Annotated in this window: 18 protein-coding genes; 12 read left to right on the top strand and 6 right to left on the bottom strand. The window is 71.7% G+C overall.

Annotation, left to right across the window (positions count from 1 at the left end; genetic code table 11):
* The first annotated feature begins 32 nt into the window (after window positions 1–32).
* From K8U61_RS22945 to K8U61_RS22920, 6 genes are all read left to right on the top strand, one after another.
* Complete coding sequence (locus K8U61_RS22945; protein ID WP_224125338.1) at window positions 33–1,514, top strand: hypothetical protein; 1,482 nt, start codon at window positions 33–35, stop codon at window positions 1,512–1,514.
* A 72-nt stretch (window positions 1,515–1,586) separates the two neighbouring features.
* A complete protein-coding gene (locus K8U61_RS22940; protein WP_224125337.1) occupies window positions 1,587–2,948 on the top strand; it encodes an FAD-binding oxidoreductase in 1,362 nt (453 codons plus the stop codon).
* Entirely contained in the window at window positions 2,945–4,222 is a 1,278-nt protein-coding gene (locus K8U61_RS22935) for an SAM-dependent methyltransferase (RefSeq protein WP_224125336.1), read from the top strand. Before K8U61_RS22940 ends, K8U61_RS22935 begins: the two co-directional genes overlap by 4 nt.
* A gap of 16 nt (window positions 4,223–4,238) precedes the next feature.
* Entirely contained in the window at window positions 4,239–5,012 is a 774-nt protein-coding gene (locus K8U61_RS22930) for a siderophore-interacting protein (protein WP_224125335.1), read from the top strand.
* On the top strand, window positions 5,009–5,941 hold the full coding sequence (era, locus tag K8U61_RS22925; protein WP_224125334.1) for a GTPase Era: 933 nt from the start codon (window positions 5,009–5,011) through the stop codon (window positions 5,939–5,941). The genes K8U61_RS22930 and era overlap by 4 nt, the downstream gene beginning before the upstream one ends.
* Window positions 5,941–6,324, top strand: coding sequence for a nuclear transport factor 2 family protein (locus tag K8U61_RS22920; RefSeq protein ID WP_224125333.1), 384 nt, complete (start codon window positions 5,941–5,943; stop codon window positions 6,322–6,324). The genes era and K8U61_RS22920 overlap by 1 nt, the downstream gene beginning before the upstream one ends.
* A gap of 90 nt (window positions 6,325–6,414) precedes the next feature.
* Here the strand turns inward: K8U61_RS22920 and K8U61_RS22915 are convergent, their stop codons facing one another.
* Genes K8U61_RS22915 through K8U61_RS22905 form a run of 3 tightly spaced genes read right to left on the bottom strand, consistent with a single transcriptional unit; the run spans window position 6,415 to window position 8,565 of the window.
* Window positions 6,415–7,242, bottom strand: coding sequence for a septum formation family protein (locus tag K8U61_RS22915; protein WP_224125332.1), 828 nt, complete (start codon window positions 7,240–7,242; stop codon window positions 6,415–6,417).
* 5 nt (window positions 7,243–7,247) lie between these two features.
* The gene (locus tag K8U61_RS22910) at window positions 7,248–8,042 is read right to left on the bottom strand and encodes a septum formation family protein (protein WP_224125331.1); all 795 of its coding nucleotides are present in this window, start codon (window positions 8,040–8,042) and stop codon (window positions 7,248–7,250) included.
* Window positions 8,043–8,082: 40 nt separating this feature from the next.
* Window positions 8,083–8,565, bottom strand: a complete 483-nt coding sequence (locus K8U61_RS22905; protein WP_224125330.1) for a flavodoxin family protein — start codon at window positions 8,563–8,565, stop codon at window positions 8,083–8,085.
* Between the two features lie 267 nt (window positions 8,566–8,832).
* On the opposite strand from K8U61_RS22905, the gene leuA reads away from it, so the two are divergent.
* Window positions 8,833–10,569, top strand: coding sequence for a 2-isopropylmalate synthase (gene leuA, locus K8U61_RS22900; RefSeq protein WP_224125329.1), 1,737 nt, complete (start codon window positions 8,833–8,835; stop codon window positions 10,567–10,569).
* Here the strand turns inward: leuA and K8U61_RS22895 are convergent.
* Window positions 10,547–12,982 (bottom strand): ATP-binding protein, encoded by a 2,436-nt coding sequence (locus tag K8U61_RS22895; protein ID WP_224125328.1) that lies wholly within the window; start codon window positions 12,980–12,982, stop codon window positions 10,547–10,549. The genes leuA and K8U61_RS22895 overlap by 23 nt on opposite strands.
* A gap of 57 nt (window positions 12,983–13,039) precedes the next feature.
* Between K8U61_RS22895 and K8U61_RS22890 the strand changes: the two genes are divergently transcribed.
* The 5 genes from K8U61_RS22890 (at window position 13,040) to K8U61_RS22870 (ending at window position 18,906) form a co-directional block, all read left to right on the top strand.
* Window positions 13,040–13,906 carry an alpha/beta fold hydrolase gene (locus K8U61_RS22890; protein ID WP_224125327.1) on the top strand — a complete coding sequence of 289 codons (867 nt, stop codon included), beginning with the start codon at window positions 13,040–13,042 and terminating at the stop codon, window positions 13,904–13,906.
* Window positions 13,907–13,929: 23 nt separating this feature from the next.
* Complete coding sequence (recO, locus tag K8U61_RS22885; RefSeq protein WP_224125326.1) at window positions 13,930–14,673, top strand: DNA repair protein RecO; 744 nt, start codon at window positions 13,930–13,932, stop codon at window positions 14,671–14,673.
* A gap of 78 nt (window positions 14,674–14,751) precedes the next feature.
* Window positions 14,752–16,407 (top strand): sensor histidine kinase, encoded by a 1,656-nt coding sequence (locus K8U61_RS25610; RefSeq protein WP_224125325.1) that lies wholly within the window; start codon window positions 14,752–14,754, stop codon window positions 16,405–16,407.
* Window positions 16,408–16,445: 38 nt separating this feature from the next.
* Window positions 16,446–17,222: an isoprenyl transferase gene (locus tag K8U61_RS22875; RefSeq protein WP_224125324.1), complete on the top strand. Its 777-nt coding sequence runs from the start codon at window positions 16,446–16,448 to the stop codon at window positions 17,220–17,222.
* A gap of 94 nt (window positions 17,223–17,316) precedes the next feature.
* Window positions 17,317–18,906, top strand: coding sequence for a sensor histidine kinase (locus K8U61_RS22870; RefSeq protein ID WP_224125323.1), 1,590 nt, complete (start codon window positions 17,317–17,319; stop codon window positions 18,904–18,906).
* A gap of 4 nt (window positions 18,907–18,910) precedes the next feature.
* Here the strand turns inward: K8U61_RS22870 and K8U61_RS22865 are convergent, their stop codons facing one another.
* Window positions 18,911–19,285 (bottom strand): Fur family transcriptional regulator, encoded by a 375-nt coding sequence (locus K8U61_RS22865; RefSeq protein WP_272491986.1) that lies wholly within the window; start codon window positions 19,283–19,285, stop codon window positions 18,911–18,913.
* Between the two features lie 13 nt (window positions 19,286–19,298).
* Complete coding sequence (locus tag K8U61_RS22860; protein WP_224125321.1) at window positions 19,299–20,312, bottom strand: metal ABC transporter permease; 1,014 nt, start codon at window positions 20,310–20,312, stop codon at window positions 19,299–19,301.
* Window position 20,313: the final 1 nt, after the last annotated feature.

The raw sequence follows: 20,313 nt of genomic DNA, 5'->3' as shown, positions 1-20,313 counted from the left end.
TCGGCGTCGATCTCATCTCGGGGGAACTCCACATGCACGTCCGATCCGTCCTGCTCGCTGCCGCCGTCGCCCTCGCGGGCCTCGCCGTCGTCCCGGCCGCCCACGCCGACGACACCGACCTCAGCGCCATTCCCGCGCCGACCGTCACCTGGCCCGACCAGACCAACATCGGCGGCGACAACCCGCCGTACGTCATCCACGTCGAGGACACCGATGACCCCGCCGCGGCGGACACCCAGCTCGGCGTCGGGACGGACGGACTGTCCAGATGGATCGACAGCCACGGGGACACCACGCTCACCCTGAACACCGACTACGACGGCCCGCTCCACATCTATCGGTGTGCCGGGTGGAGCAGCGAGTGCGTCGACACCGGTGTGGCGTCGCCTCCGGTGTCCATCCACGGGGCGTTCAACCTCGACCTCGACGTGCCCGACCACCTTCTCGGCGGAAGCGACGACGTCCTCGGCGTCGTGGTGCGCGGCGCTCCGGCAGGCGCGTACCGGTTCGACTGGTGGATCGAGGAGTCGCCGTCGGTCGGGGGATCCCAGATCCCGGTCGAGCTGACGGGCGAGCCTGCGACCGGGAGCGTCAGCGCTGACGTCGCCGACCTGCCCGAGGGCACGTACCACCTGATCGGGCGGCTCCGGAAGCACTACGACGGCTACGGCGACGCCTTCAGCCTCGAGACCCGTGTGCAGTTCCAGATCGACCGGACCGCTCCCTCGGTCCCTGACGTGGTCCTGTCCACCGACGTCATCTACCCCGAGCGCGACGGCTACCTCGACACGACCAGGCTGACGGCTCGCTCGAGCGAGAACCACCTGCACTTCGAGGTGCTGGACCGGTCCGGTGCCGTGGTCTACCGGTCGACCGAGGGCTTCGCCAAGCTCTTCCGCTCCTGGAGGGGCGTAGCCGACGACGGCACCGCCCTCGAGCCCGGGAAGTACGCCGTACGTCTGGTCGTCGTCGACAAGGCCGGGAACGTGGCGACCGGGCGCGTCGCGACCGTCGCCATCCGCGAGGGGCGGATGGTCACCCGGACGAAGACCTTCTCCGTGTCGGCGGCCGGCTCGATGATCGACCAGTCGGTCGGCGCGTGCTCCGAGCTCCGGCGACCGGGGTCGCGGGGCTGGCAGGGCTCCCTGGGCTACGCCACCAACGTGACGTGCAACCGCAGCACCCGGCAGAGCATCGCGTTGAGCGTGCACCGCATGCGCCTGCCGGCGGCCGTTTCCTACACGAAGCTCGCACTCGGAGCCTACGGCGGCGCGGCCTCCTCGGTGCCGACCTCGCGGCTCCGGCTGGAGCTCTTCGACCCGGAGCGTGGCCCGCAGGGGGCGTGGGCCAATCACGGCCTGGGGTGGCACTGGCTGCACAGCGGCCGCGCGACCCACTACCTCTACGGCCGGCACGCGAATCTCGTCTACTGGCGCGCGTACACAGGTGCGGGTGCGTCGTACGACATCCGGACGTTCTCGATCCGCCTCACCTACCAGGCGATCAAGGTGTGATTGCGGAGACACTCTCCGCGTAGCGAGGGTCGGCAACACACGCGACACGCGAGAGGAGTAAGTTCCTCGGATGTGAGTCTGCGTGGTTGGGAAGCACACGAGGCGGCCGTCGGCCGCCTACGTGCGTCGTACGCCGAGATCCCGGCCGGTGCGCCGGTCCGGCTGGCGAAGAAGACCACCAACCTCTTCCGCCCTCGTGCCGCCACCACGGCCCCGGGACTCGACGTCTCCGGCCTCGACGGGGTCATCGCGATCGACGCGTTCGCGCAGACCGCCGACGTGCAGGGCGTGTGCACCTACGAGGACCTCGTCGACGCGACGCTCCCGCACGGCCTGATCCCGTACGTCGTCCCGCAGCTGCGCACGATCACCCTCGGCGGCGCGGTCACCGGCCTCGGCATCGAGTCGACCAGCTTCCGCAACGGGCTGCCGCACGAGTCGGTGCTCGAGATGGACGTCTTCACCGGCGCTGGTGAGGTCGTCACCTGCTCGCCCGAGGTCAACAGCGACCTGTTCGACGCCTTTCCCAACTCCTACGGCTCGCTCGGCTACGCCACCCGGCTGAAGATCCGGCTCGAGCCGGTCCCGTCGTACGTCGCGCTGCGGCACGTCCGCTTCGACGACGCCGGGCTGCTCGCCAAGACCGCGGCCGACATCGCCGACTCGGGCGAGCACGAGGGCGTTCGGGTCGACGGGATGGACGGCGTCGCCTTCGCGCCGGGGGAGTACTACCTGACCCTCGCCACCTGGCAGGAGGAGCCGGGTGCGACGAGCGACTACACCGGCCAGGACGTCTTCTACCGGTCGATCCAGCAGCGGGAGACCGACCTGCTCTCGATGTACGACTACCTCTGGCGCTGGGACACCGACTGGTTCTGGTGCTCGGGCGCGTTCGGCGCGCAGAACCCGACGATCCGCCGCTTCTGGCCGAAGCGCTGGCGGCGCTCGGACGTCTACATGAAGCTGCTCGGCCTCGACCGGCGCTTCTCGATCGCCGATCGGCTCGACCGCCGGGCCGGCCGGCCGCAGCGCGAGCGGGTCATCCAGGACATCGAGGTGCCCGTCGAGCGGCTGCCCGAGTTCCTCGAGTGGTTCGACGACGCGATCGGCATGCGCCCGGTCTGGCTCTGCCCGTGCCGGGCCGAGCGCGACTGGCCGACCTACCCGCTCGAGCCGGACCGGCTCTACGTCAACGTCGGCTTCTGGGGGACCGTCCATGTCGGCCCCGAGGCGGTCGACGCCCCGCGCAACCGCGCGATCGAGCAGAAGGTGCACGAGCTCGACGGCCACAAGTCGCTCTACAGCGAGGCCTTCTACGACCGTGCGACCTTCGACGAGCTGTACGACGGCGCCAATCTCGCCGCCGTGAAGGGTCGCTACGACCCGCAGGACAGATTGACATCCCTGTACGACAAGGCGGTGAAGAGACGATGAGCAGGACCTACACCATCGGCGCGGCGATCGAGTCCCTGATGAGGGACGGGATGCCGCTGCGGTTCACGGCGTACGACGGCAGCTCAGCCGGTCCCGAGGACGCGGAGTTCGGCATCGAGCTCCTCAACGAGCGCGGCCTGTCCTACATCATGAGCGCGCCCGGCGACCTGGGCCTGGCCCGCGCGTACGTCGCCGGCGACCTCGACCTGCACGGCGTGCACCCGGGCGACCCCTACGCCGCGTTCTCGCTGCTGATGAACCACACGAAGTTCCGCACGCCCTCGCCGGTCGAGGCGCTCAACATCGTGCGCAGCCTGGGCTTCTCCCACCTCAAGCCGCCGCCGGTCCCGCCGCAGGAGACGCTCCCGCGCTGGCGCCGCCTCGTCGAGGGACTCCGGCACTCCGAGGGCCGCGACGCCGACTCGATCCACCACCACTACGACGTGTCGAACGAGTTCTACGAGTACGTCCTCGGTCCGTCGATGACCTACACCTGCGCGCTCTTCCCGACCGAGGACGCGACGCTCGAGGAGGCGCAGGAGGCCAAGTACGACCTGGTCGCCCGCAAGCTCGGCCTCGAGCCCGGCCAGCGGCTCCTCGACCTCGGCTGCGGCTGGGGCGGCATGGTGCGGCACGCCGCGAAGCACTACGGCGTGCACGCGATCGGCGTCACGCTCTCGCGCGAGCAGGCCTCGTGGGCGCAGCGCCGGATCAAGGAGGAGGGCCTCGACCACCTCGCCGAGGTCCGGTTCATGGACTACCGCCACGTCGAGGAGTCCGGCTTCGACGCGATCTCCTCGATCGGCCTCACCGAGCACATCGGCGTGAAGAACTACCCGTCGTACTTCACCTGGATCCGCGACCACCTCAAGCCCGAGGGTCGGCTGCTCAACCACTGCATCACCCGCAACGACAACCGGCCGCGCAACACCGGCGCCTTCATCGACCGCTATGTCTTCCCCGACGGCGAGCTGATCGGCTCCGGCACCATCGTGACCGCGGTCGAGGACACCGGCCTCGAGGTCCAGCACCACGAGAACATCCGGGTCCACTACGCCAAGACGCTCGCGGGCTGGTGCAAGAACCTCCAGGACAACTGGGACGCCTGCGTCGCGGAGGTCGGCGAGGGCACCGCCCGCGTGTGGGGCCTCTACATGGCGGGCTCGCGGCTGGCCTTCGAGCGCAACGAGATCCAGCTCCACCACGTGCTCGCGACGAAGACCACGTCCCAGGGGGAGAGCGGCTACCCGCTGCGTCACGACTTCGGAGCATGACCGATAACGTGGACGGGTGAGCACGAGGGCCCAGCAGTACGACGCGGAGGTGCTGCGTCGTGAGCAGCTCTCGGACCACCTGGTCCGGCTGACCCTGGGTGGACCGGGCCTGGCCGACTTCGCCAGCACCGGTGTGCCGGACGAGTGGGTCGGACTGGTCGTCCCCGGCCAGTTCCAGAGCCGCTACTACACCGTGCGGTCCTGGGTCGGCGGTGAGCTCGTGGTCGACGTCGTGGTCCACGAGGTCGGCCTGGTGACGGAGTGGGCGCAGCGTGACGTGGTGGGGGAGACCGTCACGATCAGCGAGCCCAAGGGCTCCTTCGCGATGCCCGACGACGCCGCGTGGCTGCTGCTGGTCGGCGACCTCACCGCGATGCCCGCGATGGCGCGGGTCGCCGAGTCGGTCGACGTCCCCACCCGGATCTGGGCCGAGGTGCCCGACGACCTCCCGGCCTACCTGCCCGACCGGGCCGAGGTCGCCTGGCTCACGCCGCCGGGCCACGGGGAGAGCCGGCTCGCCGAGGCGGTCGAGGGCATCGACTGGCCCGAGGGCGACGGCTACTTCTGGATGGCCGGCGAGTCCGCGCAGATGCGCGCGATCCGCAAGCACCTGATGCGCGAGCGCCGACTCCCGAGCACGGCGTACGACGTGATGGGCTACTGGCGCGGCGTCGCCCAGCGCCAGCCCCGGGCGGTCGACCCGGGCCCGATCTACCGGGCCGGCAAGGCAGCGGGCAAGAGCGACGAGCAGATCTGGGCCGAGTACGACGAGGCGAGGGACAACGCATGACCACCACCGACGAGCAGAGCCACCGGAGCGGGTTCGTCTCCTTCGTGGGGCGGCCCAACGCCGGCAAGTCCACGCTCACCAACGCGCTGGTCGGCCAGAAGGTCGTCATCACCTCGGACAAGCCGCAGACCACCCGGACCGTCGTGCGCGGCATCGTGCACCGCGAGGACGCCCAGCTGATCCTCGTCGACACCCCCGGCCTGCACCGACCGCGCACCCTGCTCGGTGAGCGGCTCAACGACCTCGTGGCGACGACGCTGGCCGAGGTCGACGTCGTCGCGGTCTGCTTCCCGGCGAACGAGAAGATCGGGCCGGGCGACCGCTTCATCGCCACCGAGATGGCCAAGATCAAGCGCACCACCAAGGTCGCGATCGCGACCAAGACCGACCTCGCGTCCGCCGAGCAGATCGGCCAGCACCTCCTCGACATCCAGGCGCTCGGCGCCGAGATCGGGGTCGAGTGGGCCGAGATCGTGCCGGTCTCGGCCAAGGCCGGGGACCAGGTGCAGCTCCTCCAGGACCTGCTGGTCGGGCTGCTCCCCGAGGGCCCGCAGCTCTACCCCGACGGCGACCTCACCGACGCCCCCGAGGAGATCCTGGTCGCCGAGCTGGTGCGCGAGGCCGCGCTCGACGGCCTGCGCGACGAGCTGCCGCACTCGGTGGCCGTCGTGGTCGAGGAGATGCAGCTGCGCGAGGACCGGCCCGAGGACAAGCCGCTGCTCGACATCCACGCCAACGTCTACGTCGAGCGCGACTCCCAGAAGGGCATCATCATCGGCCCGAAGGGCTCGCGGCTGAAGTCGATCGGCTCGCGGGCGCGCCAGCAGATCGAGGCCCTGCTGGGCACCCCCGTCTACCTCGACCTCCACGTCAAGGTCGCCAAGGACTGGCAGCGCGACCCGCGCCAGCTCCGGAAGCTGGGGTTCTGATGACCACACCCGCACCCGTGGCGGCCTGGCACGCGCTCGCCGAGGCCCGCGACCCGTCCCAGCTCGACGCTCTTCTCGCCGACGACTGCACCTTCCACTCGCCCGCGGTGCACCGCACCCAGGAGGGCAAGGCGCTCACCACGGCGTACCTCTCCGCCGCCATCGCCGTGCTCGGCCCGACGCTGACCTACGTGCGGGAGTGGTACGCCGAGGACTCCGCCGTGCTCGAGTTCCGCGCCGAGCTCGACGGGATCACGGTGCACGGCGTCGACATGCTCACGTGGGGGAGCGACGGCCGGCTCGTCGACTTCACCGTGATGGTGCGCCCGTTCAAGGGGCTCACGACGCTGATGGAGAAGATGGCCGCCCAGCTCGCGGGCTAGTGCCGCGGGCGAAAAGTCGTTGGACGGTTCGAGCCGCCATGGCACGCACCCTGACGACACCAACCATCCAGATACTTTCCACCCGCGACACTAGGTCGACGGCACCCAGCAGATGCCGTAGGTCTGGCCGGCCTTCCACTGCGCGGCCGTCGGCCACTCGTAGCCCCACTGGTAGTCCAACGACCCGCCGGACGCGGCGGCACCGGCGTCCTTGCACGGGGTGTCGCCGGCCGACCGGACCTCGTCGACGCCGGGGTAGTCGCCCTCGGCGAAGGTCACGGTCGCCACGGCCCGCCACGAGTGCTTGCTCGAGCAGATGACCCGGGCGAAGTCCGGGCTGCCGGGCTGGGCGGTGCCGCACATCGCGTAGCGGTCGCGCGTCTCCTCGCTGTTCAGCACGCCGGCGAGCCGACCGGCCAGCGGGGTGAGCTCGTCGTCGCCGGCGAGGGCCGCGACGTCGCATCGGAACCACGAGGCGCCGGCGTCCGACTCCGCGACCGTGGGCGTGAACCAGACGGTGCGCAGCATGCTGAGTCGCCGCTGCTCGAGGGTGCCTCCGACGAACGTCGCGAATCGCTGCGGGCACTCGGTCGCCACCTGCTCGCGGACGCGGTCGGAGTCGACGGCCAGCAGGTGACCGTCCACCTGGGTGTCCAGGCGCCCGACCGCGAAGGTCATCGTGGTGTGCCGCGCCGCGCAGTCGACCGGGTCGGCCTCGTCGGTGGGCGCCACCGCGGCGTCGTACGTGAGGTCGTGGCAGGCGCGCGGCCCCGGTGGGCTCGGCGCCGCCTCCGGGGTCGCCGTGGCGCTCGGGGTGGCGCTGGTCGACGTCGGGGCGTCCGGCGTCTCGTCGCTGCCGGTGCACGCACCGAGGGCGAGCACGGCGAGGGCGGCGACGAGGACGGCGACGACCTTCATCCGACTCACTTCGGTGTCTTCGCCCAGCAGACCGACCGGCGGTTGCCCGCCTCCCACTCGGCCTGGCGGAACCAGGTGTAGCCGTAGTCGTAGTCGACGGGGTAGTTGAGCCAGGCGCCGACCGAGGACGAGCAGAAGTCGCGGGTCTTGACCTCGACCAGCCGGTCGCCCGGGTAGTCCTTGCCGAGGCTGTCCAGCGAGATCGTCGTGACCGCGCGCCAGTCGTGGGTCTCGGTGCAGGGCACCTTCACCGAGCCGGACACCGTGGCCCCCTCGGCGCAGACCATCCAGCGGTCCTTCGGCAGGCCGAGCAGCAGGCCCTTGGCCGTCGTGGGCAGCTGGACGTAATCCTTGCTCTGCTCGCCGCCGCCGACCACGTCGCAGCGGTACCACCGGGCTCCGTCGTCCCAGGCCGCCTCGGACGGCCGGAACCACGCCCAGCTCAGCACGGTGCGCATCACCAGGCTGTCGTCGGCGCCGAGGAAGTCCATGAAGCGCTCCGAGCAGGTCTCGTAGGCCCACGAGCCCAGCTCGGCGCTGTCGTAGTCGGCGTCGTGCAGGTCGGCTGGCAGGTCGCCCACGGCGTACGTCTCAGCCGTGTGGTCCTCGCTGCAGGCGACGCTGTCGGTGTCGTTGCTCGGCTTGGCCACGTCCTCGGGCGTCAGCACCCGGCAGGCGCCGAGCTCGGGCGCCTTCTCGTCCGCTGCGGGCGCGCTCTGGTCACCGCAGCCGGCCAGGCAGAGGGTCGCCACCGCGAGCAGCGCAGCCAGCGTGCGCAGGTGGTGCGGAACGGGCGACAACAGTTCTCCTCGGGCGGGGCCAGCGGCGATCGTACCGGGGTCAGGTCAGCAGGGCCGCCAGCGTCCCGCCGAGCTCGTACGCCGCCGCCTCGTGCTCGTCGTCGACGTCACCGATCACCTCGAGGACCTCCGCCGCCTGCGTCCAGGGCAGCGCCCCGACGATCGAGAGCACCGACCGGACGGCGCCGGTCGCGTCGTACCGCCCGTGCACCCACAGCCCGAACGGCTTCTTCCCGCCGGTCGCCGCGCTCGCGGAGCCGTCCTCGCCCAGGGCTCCGCCCGCCTCCAGGAAGATCGTGTCGAAGAAGTGCTTGAGCGCGCCGCTCATGTAGCCGAAGTTCGCCGTCGTGCCGAGCAGGTAGCCGTCCGCCGCGAGCACGTCCTCGGCCCGCGCCTCCAGCGCCGCGCGCACGACGACCTCCACGCCCTCGATCTCGTCGTCGTTCGCCCCGGCGATCACCCGGTCCGTCAGCGCCTGCACGGCCGGGGTGGGCGAGTGGTGGACGATCAGCAGCCGCGGCATGCGCCCACCCTGCCACCCTCCCGCGGCCGCCCCCGCCCGTCGCACCTGACGGGATGGTCGTGCTCCGGGCCGATCCGCGACCATTTCGTCAGGTAGGACGATCCGGTCGACCGCCCGAGGCTCGGTGCTATGGTGACCGGGTCATGATGCGCAGCCTCCTCCTTCGCTGCCGCAGCGAGGTCTGAGCAGAGCCGGACCCCCTCGCTGCGGAGTGATCGCGTGCGCCGGCCCTCACGAGACCGACGACGACCCACCAGCGAGGACCCCATGACCACCCCCTTCGATATCCGGCAGAGCCAGAAGCCCAGCGGGATGCCGTTCCACCGCTACCGCGCGTTCCCGCCGATCGACCTGCCCGACCGCACCTGGCCGTCCAGGACGATCACCGAGGCGCCGCGGTGGCTCTCCACCGACCTGCGCGACGGCAACCAGGCGCTCATCGACCCGATGAGCCCGGCCCGCAAGATGACGATGTTCGACCTGCTCGTGAAGATGGGCTACAAGGAGATCGAGGTCGGCTTCCCGAGCGCGAGCGAGACCGACTTCGCATTCGTCCGCCAGCTGATCGAGGGCGACCACATCCCCGACGACGTCACGATCTCCGTCCTCACCCAGGCCCGCGAGGACCTCATCGAGCGCAGCGTGCAGTCGCTGATCGGCGTGCCGCGCGCCAACATCCACCTCTACAACGCGCTGGCCCCGCTCTTCCGCCGCGTGGTCTTCCGCGCCAGCAAGGACGAGATCAAGGACATCGCCGTCCGCGGCACCCAGCTGGTCACCAAGTACGTCGAGGCGCACCTCGACGTGACCGTCATCGGCTACGAGTACAGCCCCGAGATCTTCACCAGCACCGAGCTGCCGTTCTCCGTCGAGGTGTGCGAGGCGGTCTCCGACGTGTGGCAGCCCGAGGACGGCCGCGAGATCATCCTCAACCTGCCGGCCACCGTCGAGGTCGCGACGCCGAACGTCTACGCCGACCAGATCGAGTGGTTCGGCCGCCAGCTCACCCGCCGGGAGAACACCGTCATCTCGCTGCACCCCCACAACGACCGCGGCACTGCGGTCGCCGCGACCGAGCTCGCGACGATGGCCGGCGCGGACCGGATCGAGGGCTGCCTCTTCGGCCACGGCGAGCGCACCGGCAACGTCGACCTGGTGACGCTGGGCATGAACCTCTTCAGCCAGGGCGTCGACCCGATGATCGACTTCTCCGACATCGACGAGATCCGTCGCACCGTCGAGTACTGCACCAACCTGCCGGTCCACCCGCGCCACCCGTACGCCGGGGACCTGGTCTACACGGCCTTCTCCGGCTCCCACCAGGACGCCATCAAGAAGGGCCTGGAGGACCTCGACCGCCAGGCGGCCGAGCAGGGCGTCCCGGTCGGGACGCTGCCGTGGGAGGCGCCGTACCTCCCGATCGACCCCAAGGACGTCGGTCGCAGCTACGAGGCGGTCATCCGGGTCAACAGCCAGTCCGGCAAGGGCGGCGTCGCCTACCTGCTCAAGGCCGAGCACAAGCTCGACCTGCCGCGTCGCGCGCAGATCGAGTTCAGCCGGGTCATCCAGGAGCACACCGACGCCGAGGGCGGCGAGCTCACCGCGGACGAGATCTGGAGCATCTTCCGCGCCGAGTACCTCGACCGCGAGACCCCGCTCAAGCTCAACTCCGTCCACACCTCGTCGGCGGCGGGGGAGAAGGACGCCCTCGACGTCAACGTGTACGTCGACGGTGAGCTCACCAGCCTCCACGGCGAGGGCAACGGCCCGCTCTCGGCCTTCATCGGCGCGATCAACGAGCTTCCGCACCCGCCCGGAGTCGACCCCTGGGACGTGCGGCTCCTCGACTACGCCGAGCACGCCCTCACCGCGAGCGGCGACTCGCTCGCGGCGGCGTACGTCGAGCTGGTCGTGCGCGGCACGACCTACTGGGGCGTCGGCATCGACGCGAACATCGTGACGGCGTCGCTGAAGGCCGTGATCAGCGCGGTGAACCGGGCGTAGCCGACACGCGGGCGCGGGGCAGCCGCACCGTGATCGTGGTGCCCTCGAGGTGGGCGGAGCGGACGTCGATCCGCCCACCGTGGGCCGCGACCGTCGCGGCCACGATCGAGAGTCCGAGCCCCGTGCCCTGGATCGCCCGGTCCTGCGCGGTCGAGGACCGGTAGAACCGCTCGAAGAGCTCCGACTGCTCCTCGACGGGGATGCCGATGCCGGTGTCGCTGACGACGAGGACCGCCTCGGAGTCGCGCACCTCGGTGCGGCACTCGATGCGGCCGCCGTCCTCGGTGAACTTCACGGCGTTGCTGAGCAGGTTGATCAGGACCCGGTCGAGCTGGGCCCGGTCGCCGAGCACCTCCACCGGGCCGGTGGCCCCGAAGTCGACGTCGAGGTCGCGGCCGGCCAGCAGCGGACGCATCGCGTCGGCGGCGGCGTCGACCAGCTCGGAGAGGTCGACGACGTCGCGGTCGATCTCGGCGGAGCCGCTGTCGAGTCCGCCGAGGGTCAGCAGGTCGTCGCAGAGCGCGATCAGGCGCTTGCCGCTGCGCTCGATGCTCGCCAGCAGGCGTCCCTGCATCGAGGTCGGCTCGCCGACGGTGCCGTCCTGGAGCATCTCGGTGTAGCCGACGATGCTGGCCACCGGCGTCCGCAGCTCGTGGCTGACCGTCGACACGAACTCGTTCTTCGCCGAGTCGACCTTCCGCAGCCGCTCGACCGCGACCCGCTCCTTCTCGAGCGCGGCCACGAGCAGCTCCTGGCTGGCCCGGGCCTCGGTGACGTCGCGCCCCACGCAGAGGTAGCCGACGCGGGAGGAGAGCGCGTCGCCGGCGATGCCGAGGGTCATCGAGACGGTCAGCCGTCGGCCGTCCTCGCCGGTCCAGGTCCAGTCGCGCTGGCTGGTGGTCCCCTCGGCGCCGATCGTCCCGACCAGCGCCGCGAACGCGTCCACGGGGTCGGCGGACCCGGTGCGCTCCACGAGCTGCGCCGACTCGATGACCTGCACGAAGGGCACCCCGACCATGTCCTGCTGGTCGTAGCCGAGCAGCCGTTCCGCGCCGGCGTTGAAGAGCGTGATCCGACCCTGCGGGTCGATGCCGATCAGCGCGGTCGTGATCGCGGCCTGGAGCAGGTGCTGGTTGAGCCCGGCCGCGGCACGTTCGGCGGTCAGGTCGGTGCCCGTGATGACGACGTACGTCGGGCGGCCGCGCTCGTCACGGACGTAGCTGGTGTTCCAGAGGATCTTGATCCGGTCGCCGCCGCGGGTGACCGCTCCGGTCTCGCGCCCGACCTGGCCGTCCGGCTCCTCGGGCAGGCCGGCCGGGTAGCCGGACGACCCCGGTGGGGCGAACGGCATGTCCTCGATGTGCCGGCCGAGCAGCTCGTCCTCGGCGTACCCGGTCAGCGCGGTGACCGCCTGGTTGACCCGGACGACGGTGCCGGCGAGGTCGGTGACGAGGATGAGCGCGGCGGTGGTGTCGAGGGTCGCCTCGGTCATCTGCTCGCTGTCGAGGAGCTCCCCGATCAGCGACCGGCGCTGCTCGACGGTGATCGCGAGCGGGACGGTGAGGAACGCGCTGGTGAGCAGGTAGAGCTGGACCAGCGAGGCGGCCGAGTCGGCGCCGACGGCGCCGCGCTCGAAGTCGTAGCCGAACGGCCCGCCGCCGTGGAGGCTGAAGAGGGTCACCGCGGCGCTGACCGCGACGAGCTCGAGCGTGACCACCCGCAGGTCGAGGCGGAGCGCCGCCCAGACCAGGAAGGGCAGGGGAGCGAACTCCAGCGAGAGCCCGTGGCCCGGCCAGAAGACGACCGCGGTCGCGGTGACCAGGGCGAGCGCCTGGACCGTCGTCTCGGCGATCCGGCGCGGGCGCTCGCGGGTCGCGGCCAGGGACAACGCAGCGGGCACCACGATGAGGGTCGCCGCGAGGTGGCTGGTGAAGAAGGTCCGCGCGATCGCCCACGGGTCGGTCGAGGTCAGCGTCGCGGCGCCGACGGTGGCGAAGACCGTGATCGAGGCGGCGCCGGCCAGACCGGCGACGAGGATCCGGACCATGTCCTCGGTGCCGCGCAGCCGCGGCACCTCGTCAGCGCCGTGCCGCAGCACCCACGCCGCGAAGAGCGCCTCGCACGCGTTGCCTGTCGCGTAGACCAGCGTCACCTCCGGGTCACGGCCGCCGAGGATGCTCGCCGCGGCCGTCACCACCGTGACCGAGACCGCGAGGGCGAGCCAGCGCGAGCGCGGCGAGAGGGCCAGCAGCGCCACCGAGACACCGGCCGCCGGGTACCACGCCGCCACCGGTCCGGTCTGCGGGGCGAGGACGACGGCGCCCAGCCCGGCGGCGAAGATCAGCGCGAGCAGCGACGCAGCGCCGTACCAGCCGAGCAGCGGCTGCGGACGCGACGGCCCCGGGACGGACATGCCCCCCATCCTCAGGCACGACCGGGTCAACCCATAGTCGTCGACTACCGTGTCGGCATGGTCGGTGTGCTGGTGTCGGAGCGGATCGGGCAGTTCTTCGTCGAGACCCACGCCGGTCGTGACCGCCTCGAGTTCACCGAGTACGGCGCGGGCGACGCCTGGGTGGTGCTCCTGCCCGGCGAGCTCCTCCCGCGCCGGATGCAGCAGCCCCTGGCCCGGACACTTGCCGCCGGCGGGCTGCACGTCCTCACGCTGGATCTGCTCGGTCACGGACGTTCTGATCGGCCGGCAGACCCCCAGGCTTACTCAGTGACGGCGTTCGCCGAGCAGGTCGTCGCGCTCCTCGACCACGTCGGCGCCCCGCAGGCCGTGGTCGGCGGCCCCTCGCTCGGCGCCAACATCGCGCTGGAGGTGGCCGCGATCGCCCCCAGTCGGGTCCGGGGACTGCTGCTGGAGGCGCCGATCCTCGACAACGGGGTCGAGGCCGGGATCCTCACCTTCGGGCCGCTGCTGCTGACCGCCCGGTTCCTGCCGCTGGCCGTCTCGGCGCTGCGGCGCGCGACCCGGCCGGTCCCGCGTGGCGTGGTGCCCTTCTGGGCCGGGATCGCGCTCGATGCCTGCGACCAGCGTCCGGCCGCGGTCGCGGCGCTCGTGCACGGCCTCTTCTTCGGCCGCGCCGCGCCCTCGGCGCTGGAGCGTCGCCGGATCCGGGTGCCGGCCCTGGTCGTCGGTCACCCGTGGGACCCGATGCGCCCCTACGCCGACGCGGAGATGCTGGCCGGCGAGCTCCCCGACGCCACCCTCGTCCGCGCCCGCACCGCCCTCGAGTGGCGCCTGCGCCCGGGGCGCCTCGACGAGGCCGCGCTCGACCTCGCGACCCGGGCCTGGCACGCGCCACGCCGCCGTCGGCGTGCCGGATCCTGACGGTCGCCCCGCACAATAGGGGGGTGCTCTACCGCGACGAGGCGATCGTGCTGCGCACCCACAAGCTGGGTGAGGCCGACCGCATCATCACGCTGCTGACCCGGCAGCACGGACGGGTGCGCGCGGTCGCCAAGGGCGTACGCCGCACCACGTCGCGGTTCGGCTCCCGGCTGGAGCCGTTCAGCCACGTCGACCTCCAGCTCGCCGAGGGGCGCAACCTCGACACGATCACCCAGGCGGAGACGCTCACGCTCTACGCCGGGGACCTCGGGCTCGACTACGACCGCTACACCGCCGGCACGGTGATGCTCGAGACCGCCGACCGGCTGGTGACCGAGGAGCGCGAGCCGTCGGTGCAGCAGTTCCTGCTGCTGGTCGGCGGGCTGCGGGCGATGGTCAAGGGCGAGCACGGCTCCGGGCAGGTGCTCGACTCCTACCTGCTGCGCTCGCTGTCGGTCGCCGGCTACGCGCCGTCCTTCGACCACTGCGCGCGCTGCGGCACGTTCCCCAACCCCGGTGCCGGACCGCACCGGTGGTTCAACCCGTCGATGGGCGGCATCCTCTGCGTCACCTGCCGGGTCCCCGGGTCGGCCAGCCCGGCGCCCGAGACGGTCGCCCTGCTCGGGGCGCTGCTCGCCGGTGACTGGGCGGTCGTCGACGCCGCCGACCCGCGGCACCAGCGGGAGGCGAGCTCGCTCGTCGCCGGCTACCTCGCCTGGCACCTCGAGCGCGGCCTGAAGTCGCTGCCGTACGTCGTGCGGTCCTGACCACACGACGCGACGCTCAAGTCGCCGACGGACCTGCCGAACAGAACCCCGACAGACCGGGTTGTCGAGAGGTCCGCGGTGAAGAGCTGGATGGAGCGTGGCCGGTGGCTGTGCACCCAGCTGCGCTGGAACGCCGGCCGCCCGGATCCGCGCGTGCTGCACGGCGGGTTCGCCGCCCTGCTGGCCGCGATCCTGGTGCTGCGCGCCCTGGGCGGCGCCGAGGTCGAGCCGCTCTCCTGGCCGGTGGCCGGGGTCGGCATCGCCGTGCTGCTCACGGTCGTGCTGACCATCCCCGGAGCGATCGAGCGCCGGTGGCTGATCCTCGCGGTCGCGGTCCTCAGCATCGCGACCCTCGGGATGCTGGCCGCCGGGTCGGACCTCGGCGGGGCCTCTCCCCTGCTCGTCCTGCCGGCGCTCTACCTCGGTCTCGAGCTCGGCCTGGGCGGTGCCGGGCTCGCGGTGGCGGCCACCCTCGCCTTCATCAGCCTGCCGGGGCTGATCGCGCACGGTGTCGGTCCCGCGACCCTCGAGCGGCTGGTGGTCCTGCCGGTCGTCGCCGGCGTCGGTGCCGTCGCCATCAGCGCCGGGCTCACCGCCGCCCGCGCGGCGCAGGCTCGCGCAGAAGAGCGTGAGGCCGAGCTGCTCGCCGCGATGAAGGTGATCGAGCGCAACCGGCGGTCGGCCGAGGCGATCTTCGAGGCGGTCGACATCGGGCTTGCCCTGCTCGGCGCCGACGGCCAGCCGCTGCTCATCAACCAGCGGCTCGCGGAGTTCTCCGAGATGGCCTACCCGGGTGGGGACCTCGCCGATCCGTGGGTCTTCGACGAGGACGGCACCTCGCGCCTCCCGGTCGACGTGGTGCCGACCTCCCGCGCGCGGCGTGGCGAGGAGTTCGACGACGTCCGGGTCTGGGTGGGCCGGGACGAGGCCTCCCGCCGCGCGATGTCGATCTCGGCTCGCCGGGTCGAGGACGAGGACGGCAACCTGCTGGGTGCCGCGGTCTCCTACACCGACGTCACCGAGCTGATGCGGGCGCTCCAGGTGAAGGACCAGTTCATGGCGCTGGTCTCGCACGAGCTCCGGACGCCGCTGACCTCGATCGTCGGGTACGTCGCGGTGATGCGCGACCGGCCCGACCTCGACGACCTGCTCCACAAGCACCTGAACGCCGTCGCCCGCAACGCCGACCGCCTCGAGCGGCTGGTCGGCGACCTGCTCAGCGAGGGCTCGACCCCGCGTCCGGAGCCGGTCGTCGGGCACACCCACACCGACCTCGCCTCGATCATCCACGACTGCGTGACAGCCGCGCGGGCCCACGCCGAGAAGGCCGGTGTCGCGCTGACGGTCGACGTGCCGGCCGCGCTGCGCTTCCGGGGCGACCCGGGTCGACTCGGCCGCGCGGTCACCAACCTGGTCTCGAACGCGATCAAGTACACCGGCCCCGGCGGTCAGGCCGGCGTGCACGCCGCCGTCGAGACCGACCACGTCGTCATCCGGATCCACGACACCGGGATGGGCATCAGTCCCGAGGACCACGCGCACGTCTTCACCCGCTTCTACCGGACCCGCGAGGCGACCCTCGCCGCGATCCAGGGCGTCGGTCTGGGGCTCTCGATCGCCAAGGCGATCATCGAGGGCCACGGCGGCCGGATCGAGGTCGACAGCGAGCTCGGGCAGGGCAGCGAGTTCCGGGTGGTGCTGCCGCTCCCGTCGTCCGCGCGGCTCGCCTCGTGAGCGCGGCCGGATCAGGAGTCGTGCCCTAGGGTCGTGGCGTGAAGCGCGCCGTACGACGGCCGACGCCGCACCCCTCGGGGGCCCGGCCGCCGGCGATCCCGAAGGACCTCGTCCCGCACCACGTCGCGATCGTCATGGACGGCAACGGGCGCTGGGCGAAGGAGCGCGGCCTGCCGCGCACCAAGGGTCACGAGCAGGGCGAGCACTCGCTCTTCGACGTCGTCGAGGGTGCGATCGAGCTCGGCGTCGGTGCCATCTCGGCCTACGCGTTCTCCACCGAGAACTGGTCGCGTTCGCCCGACGAGGTGAAGTTCCTGATGGGCTTCAACCGCGACGTGATCCGGCGCCGCCGCGACGAGATGCACGAGCTCGGCGTCCGGGTGCGCTGGGCCGGCCGTGCCCCGCGGCTGTGGAAGTCGGTGATCGACGAGCTCCGCGTCGCCGAGGAGATGACCAAGCACAACAAGGTCCTCACGCTCACCATGTGCGTCAACTACGGCGGCCGGGCCGAGCTCGCCGACGCGGCCCGCGGCATCGCGCGCGAGGTGGCCGCCGGCCGGCTCGATCCGGAGAAGGTCAGCGAGAAGACCTTCGCCAAGCACCTCTACGTGCCCGAGCTGCCCGACGCCGACCTGGTCTGGCGCACGTCGGGGGAGCAGCGGCTCTCCAACTTCATGCTGTGGCAGGCGGCGTACTCCGAGATGGTCTTCACCGACGTGCTCTGGCCCGACGTCGACCGGCGCCACCTGTGGCACGCGATCGAGCTGTATGCACGTCGTGACCGTCGTTACGGCGGAGCACTCCCCAACGTGTGACAACCGTGCTACGAAGACCCCAGCGGGAGAGAGGCCGGGGGACATGGGCACGAGTGCGCTGAGCACGGGGAGACGGCGGTGGCTGTCCACCTCGATGACCGATCCGCGCGTCTTCCAGTACGGCTTCACCGCGCTCTACCTGCTCGACCTCGGCCTGCGCTACGCCTTCGGCGCGCGGTGGCCGTGGGTGTCCTGGCCGATGGCCTCCCTGCTGATCGTGGCGGTGCTGGCGGCGGTCACGCCGCTGCTGCGTCCCGGCCGTGCCCCCCACGCACCGATCGTGCTGGCGGTGGCCGACCTCCTCGCGGTCGGGCTGGCACGCCTCGACCCGGACGCCGGCAGCGGCCTCTTGATCGTGATGCCCGTGCTCTGGCTCGGCCGGATCGCGGGCCGTCGCGGCGTCGTGATCAGCGTGGTCGCGGTGGTGCTCCTGGTCTCCGTCCCGTCGATCATGTACGCCGGGTTCGCGCCGGTCGAGACCGCGCGGGCGGTGCTCTACCCGGTCGTCGCCGGTGCCGCCGCGCTGGTGATCGCCGAGAGCATGGAGTGGGTCAACCACGAGCGCGCCGAGGCCGAGCACCAGCGTGACCGGCTCGCCGGAGCGCTCGAGACGATCGCCCACCAGCGGCGGGTGTCGGACGCGATCTTCGACACCGTCGACGTCGGGCTGCTGCTCCTCGACGGCAGCGGTCGCTACATCGGCATGAACCGCCGGCACCAGGAGTTCGTGGACCTCGGCTACCCCGACGGTCACGACGGTCGCGCCGGCCAGGAGAGCGGCCTCGTCTTCGACGCCGACGGTCGCACCCCGCTCGCCGCCGAGGCCGCGCCCAGCTCCCGCGCCGCCCAGGGCGAGGAGTTCGACGAGGTCCGGATCTGGGTCGGTGAGGACCCGGAGACCCGCCGGGCGATCTCGGTCTCGGCCCGGGCCATCCGCTCCGAGGACGGCACGTTCGAGGGCGCCGCGCTCGGCTACACCGACGTCACCGACATCATGCGGGCGCTCCAGGTGAAGAACGAGTTCGTCGCCCTCGTCTCCCACGAGCTGCGCACGCCGCTCACCTCGATCGTCGGCTACTCCCAGCTGCTGGAGGACGACACCCAGCTGTCGCTCGGCGCGCGCAAGCACCTCGCCGTGATCCAGCGCAACACCGAGCGGCTCCACCGGCTGATCGCCGACCTGCTGTCGGTGGCCCAGCACGACGCCGGCGCGGTCGACTACGCGCGCGAGCGGATCGACCTGGCCGACGTCGTCCGTGACACCGTCGATGCGATGGGCACCGCAGCCGAGGAGTCCGGCGTCGACCTGTCGATGGTCGCCCCCGACTCGATGGCGATCGTCGCGGACGCGCAGCGGATCGCGCAGGTCGTCGACAACCTCGTCTCCAACGCCGTGAAGTACACCCAGTCCGGCGGGTCGGTCCGGGTCCGGCTGGCGGGGGAGGACCACCAGGCCGTGCTCGAGGTCACCGATACGGGGATCGGCATCGAGCCCGACGACATCGACCGGCTCTTCAACCGCTTCTTCCGCAGCCGCGAGGCCGAGCGCCGAGCCATCGCGGGCGCGGGGCTGGGGCTCTCGATCGCGAAGGACATCGTCGAGGGCCATGGTGGCCGGGTCGAGGTGGAGAGCCGGCCCGGCCACGGCAGCCGCTTCCGGGTGCTGCTGCCGCTCGGGCGCTGATCCCTCAGCCGCAGCGGGCGCAGGTCCCGAAGATCTCGAGGGTGTGGCTGACCTCGCCGTACCCGTGCTCGGCGGCGATGCTCCGCGTCCACCGCTCGACCGCAGGGCCCTCGACCTCGACGGTCGCGCCGCACTCGCGGCAGACCAGGTGGTGGTGATGGGTCTCCGAGCACCGACGGTAGATCGCCTCGCCGTCCTCGGTGCGCAGCTGGTCGACCTCGCCGGCGTCGGCGAGCCGCTGGAGGGTCCGGTAGACCGTGGCCAGACCGACGGGCTCGCCGCGCTCGCCGAGCAGCTCGTGGATCTCCTGGGCGGAGCGGAAGTCGGCGAAGGACTCCATCGCCTCGACGACCGCGCGGCGCTGCTTGGTGGGCCGCATGCCCCCGCTCTGCTCAGTGCTCGTCATAGTGCTTCCCGTGGACGGCGTGCCGGTGACCGTCGTGGACGTAGTCGACGTGGTCGCCGTGCGGCACCGCGACGTGGCCGCAGTCGGAGCCGTGCTCGTGCGCGTGCTCGTCGGCCACCTCGTGTGGCACAGCCGGTACGACGGGGAAGGGGGTCTGGAGCCGGCGCTGCGAGCGCAGCCAGATGCCGACCGGCCAGGCGAGCGCGAAGCCGGCCAGGGCAAGCAGCACGATCGTCGGGCCGGGCGTGACCCGCGCGTCGAACGCCGTGGAGGTGTACGCCGAGATCAGCAGGCCGCCGAGGGAGGCGACCGTGCCGAGGACCATCGCCGCGCCCAGTGTCGTCCGGAACGAGCGGGTCACCTGCTGGGCAGTGGCGACCGGGACGACCATCAGGGCCGAGACCAGGAGCAGGCCCACGGTCCGCATCGCGACCGTCACGCTGACGGCGGCGAGCACCGCCACCATCAGGTTGTAGAGGCGGATATTGAGCCCCGCGACCTGGGCGAACTCCTGGTCCTGCGCGACCGCGAAGAGCTGCGGGGCGAGCCCGATGCAGATCAGCACCACGACCGCGGCGAGCACCATCGTGACGATGACGTCGGAGATCGCGATCGAGACGATCGAGCCGAAGAGGTAGGTCTGCAGCCGGGCGCCGCTGTCGTTGGCCAGCCCGGTGAGCAGGACGCCGCCGGCGAGGCCGCCGTAGAAGAGCAGCGCCAGCGCGACGTCGCCGTTCGTGTGGCCACGCTCGCGGATGATCTCGATCAGGATCGCGCCGGCGACCGCTACCAGGACCGCCGTCCAGGTAGGGGAGGTGTGGGTCAGCAGGCCGAGCGCGACGCCGGTGACGGCCACGTGGCCGATGCCGTCGCCCATCAGCGCCTGACGGCGCTGGACGAGATAGGTGCCGACGGCGGGAGCGGCCAGGCCCGTGAAGACGGCGGCGATCATCGCCCGCTGCATGAAGGGAAGGCCGAGCAGGTCGAGGAAGTCGCTCATG

Source organism: Nocardioides mangrovi, assembly GCF_020073815.1.
Lineage (GTDB): Bacteria > Actinomycetota > Actinomycetes > Propionibacteriales > Nocardioidaceae > Nocardioides > Nocardioides mangrovi.
Note: the sequence above shows the minus strand (reverse complement) of the source record. Positions and strands in the feature narration are given on the sequence as shown.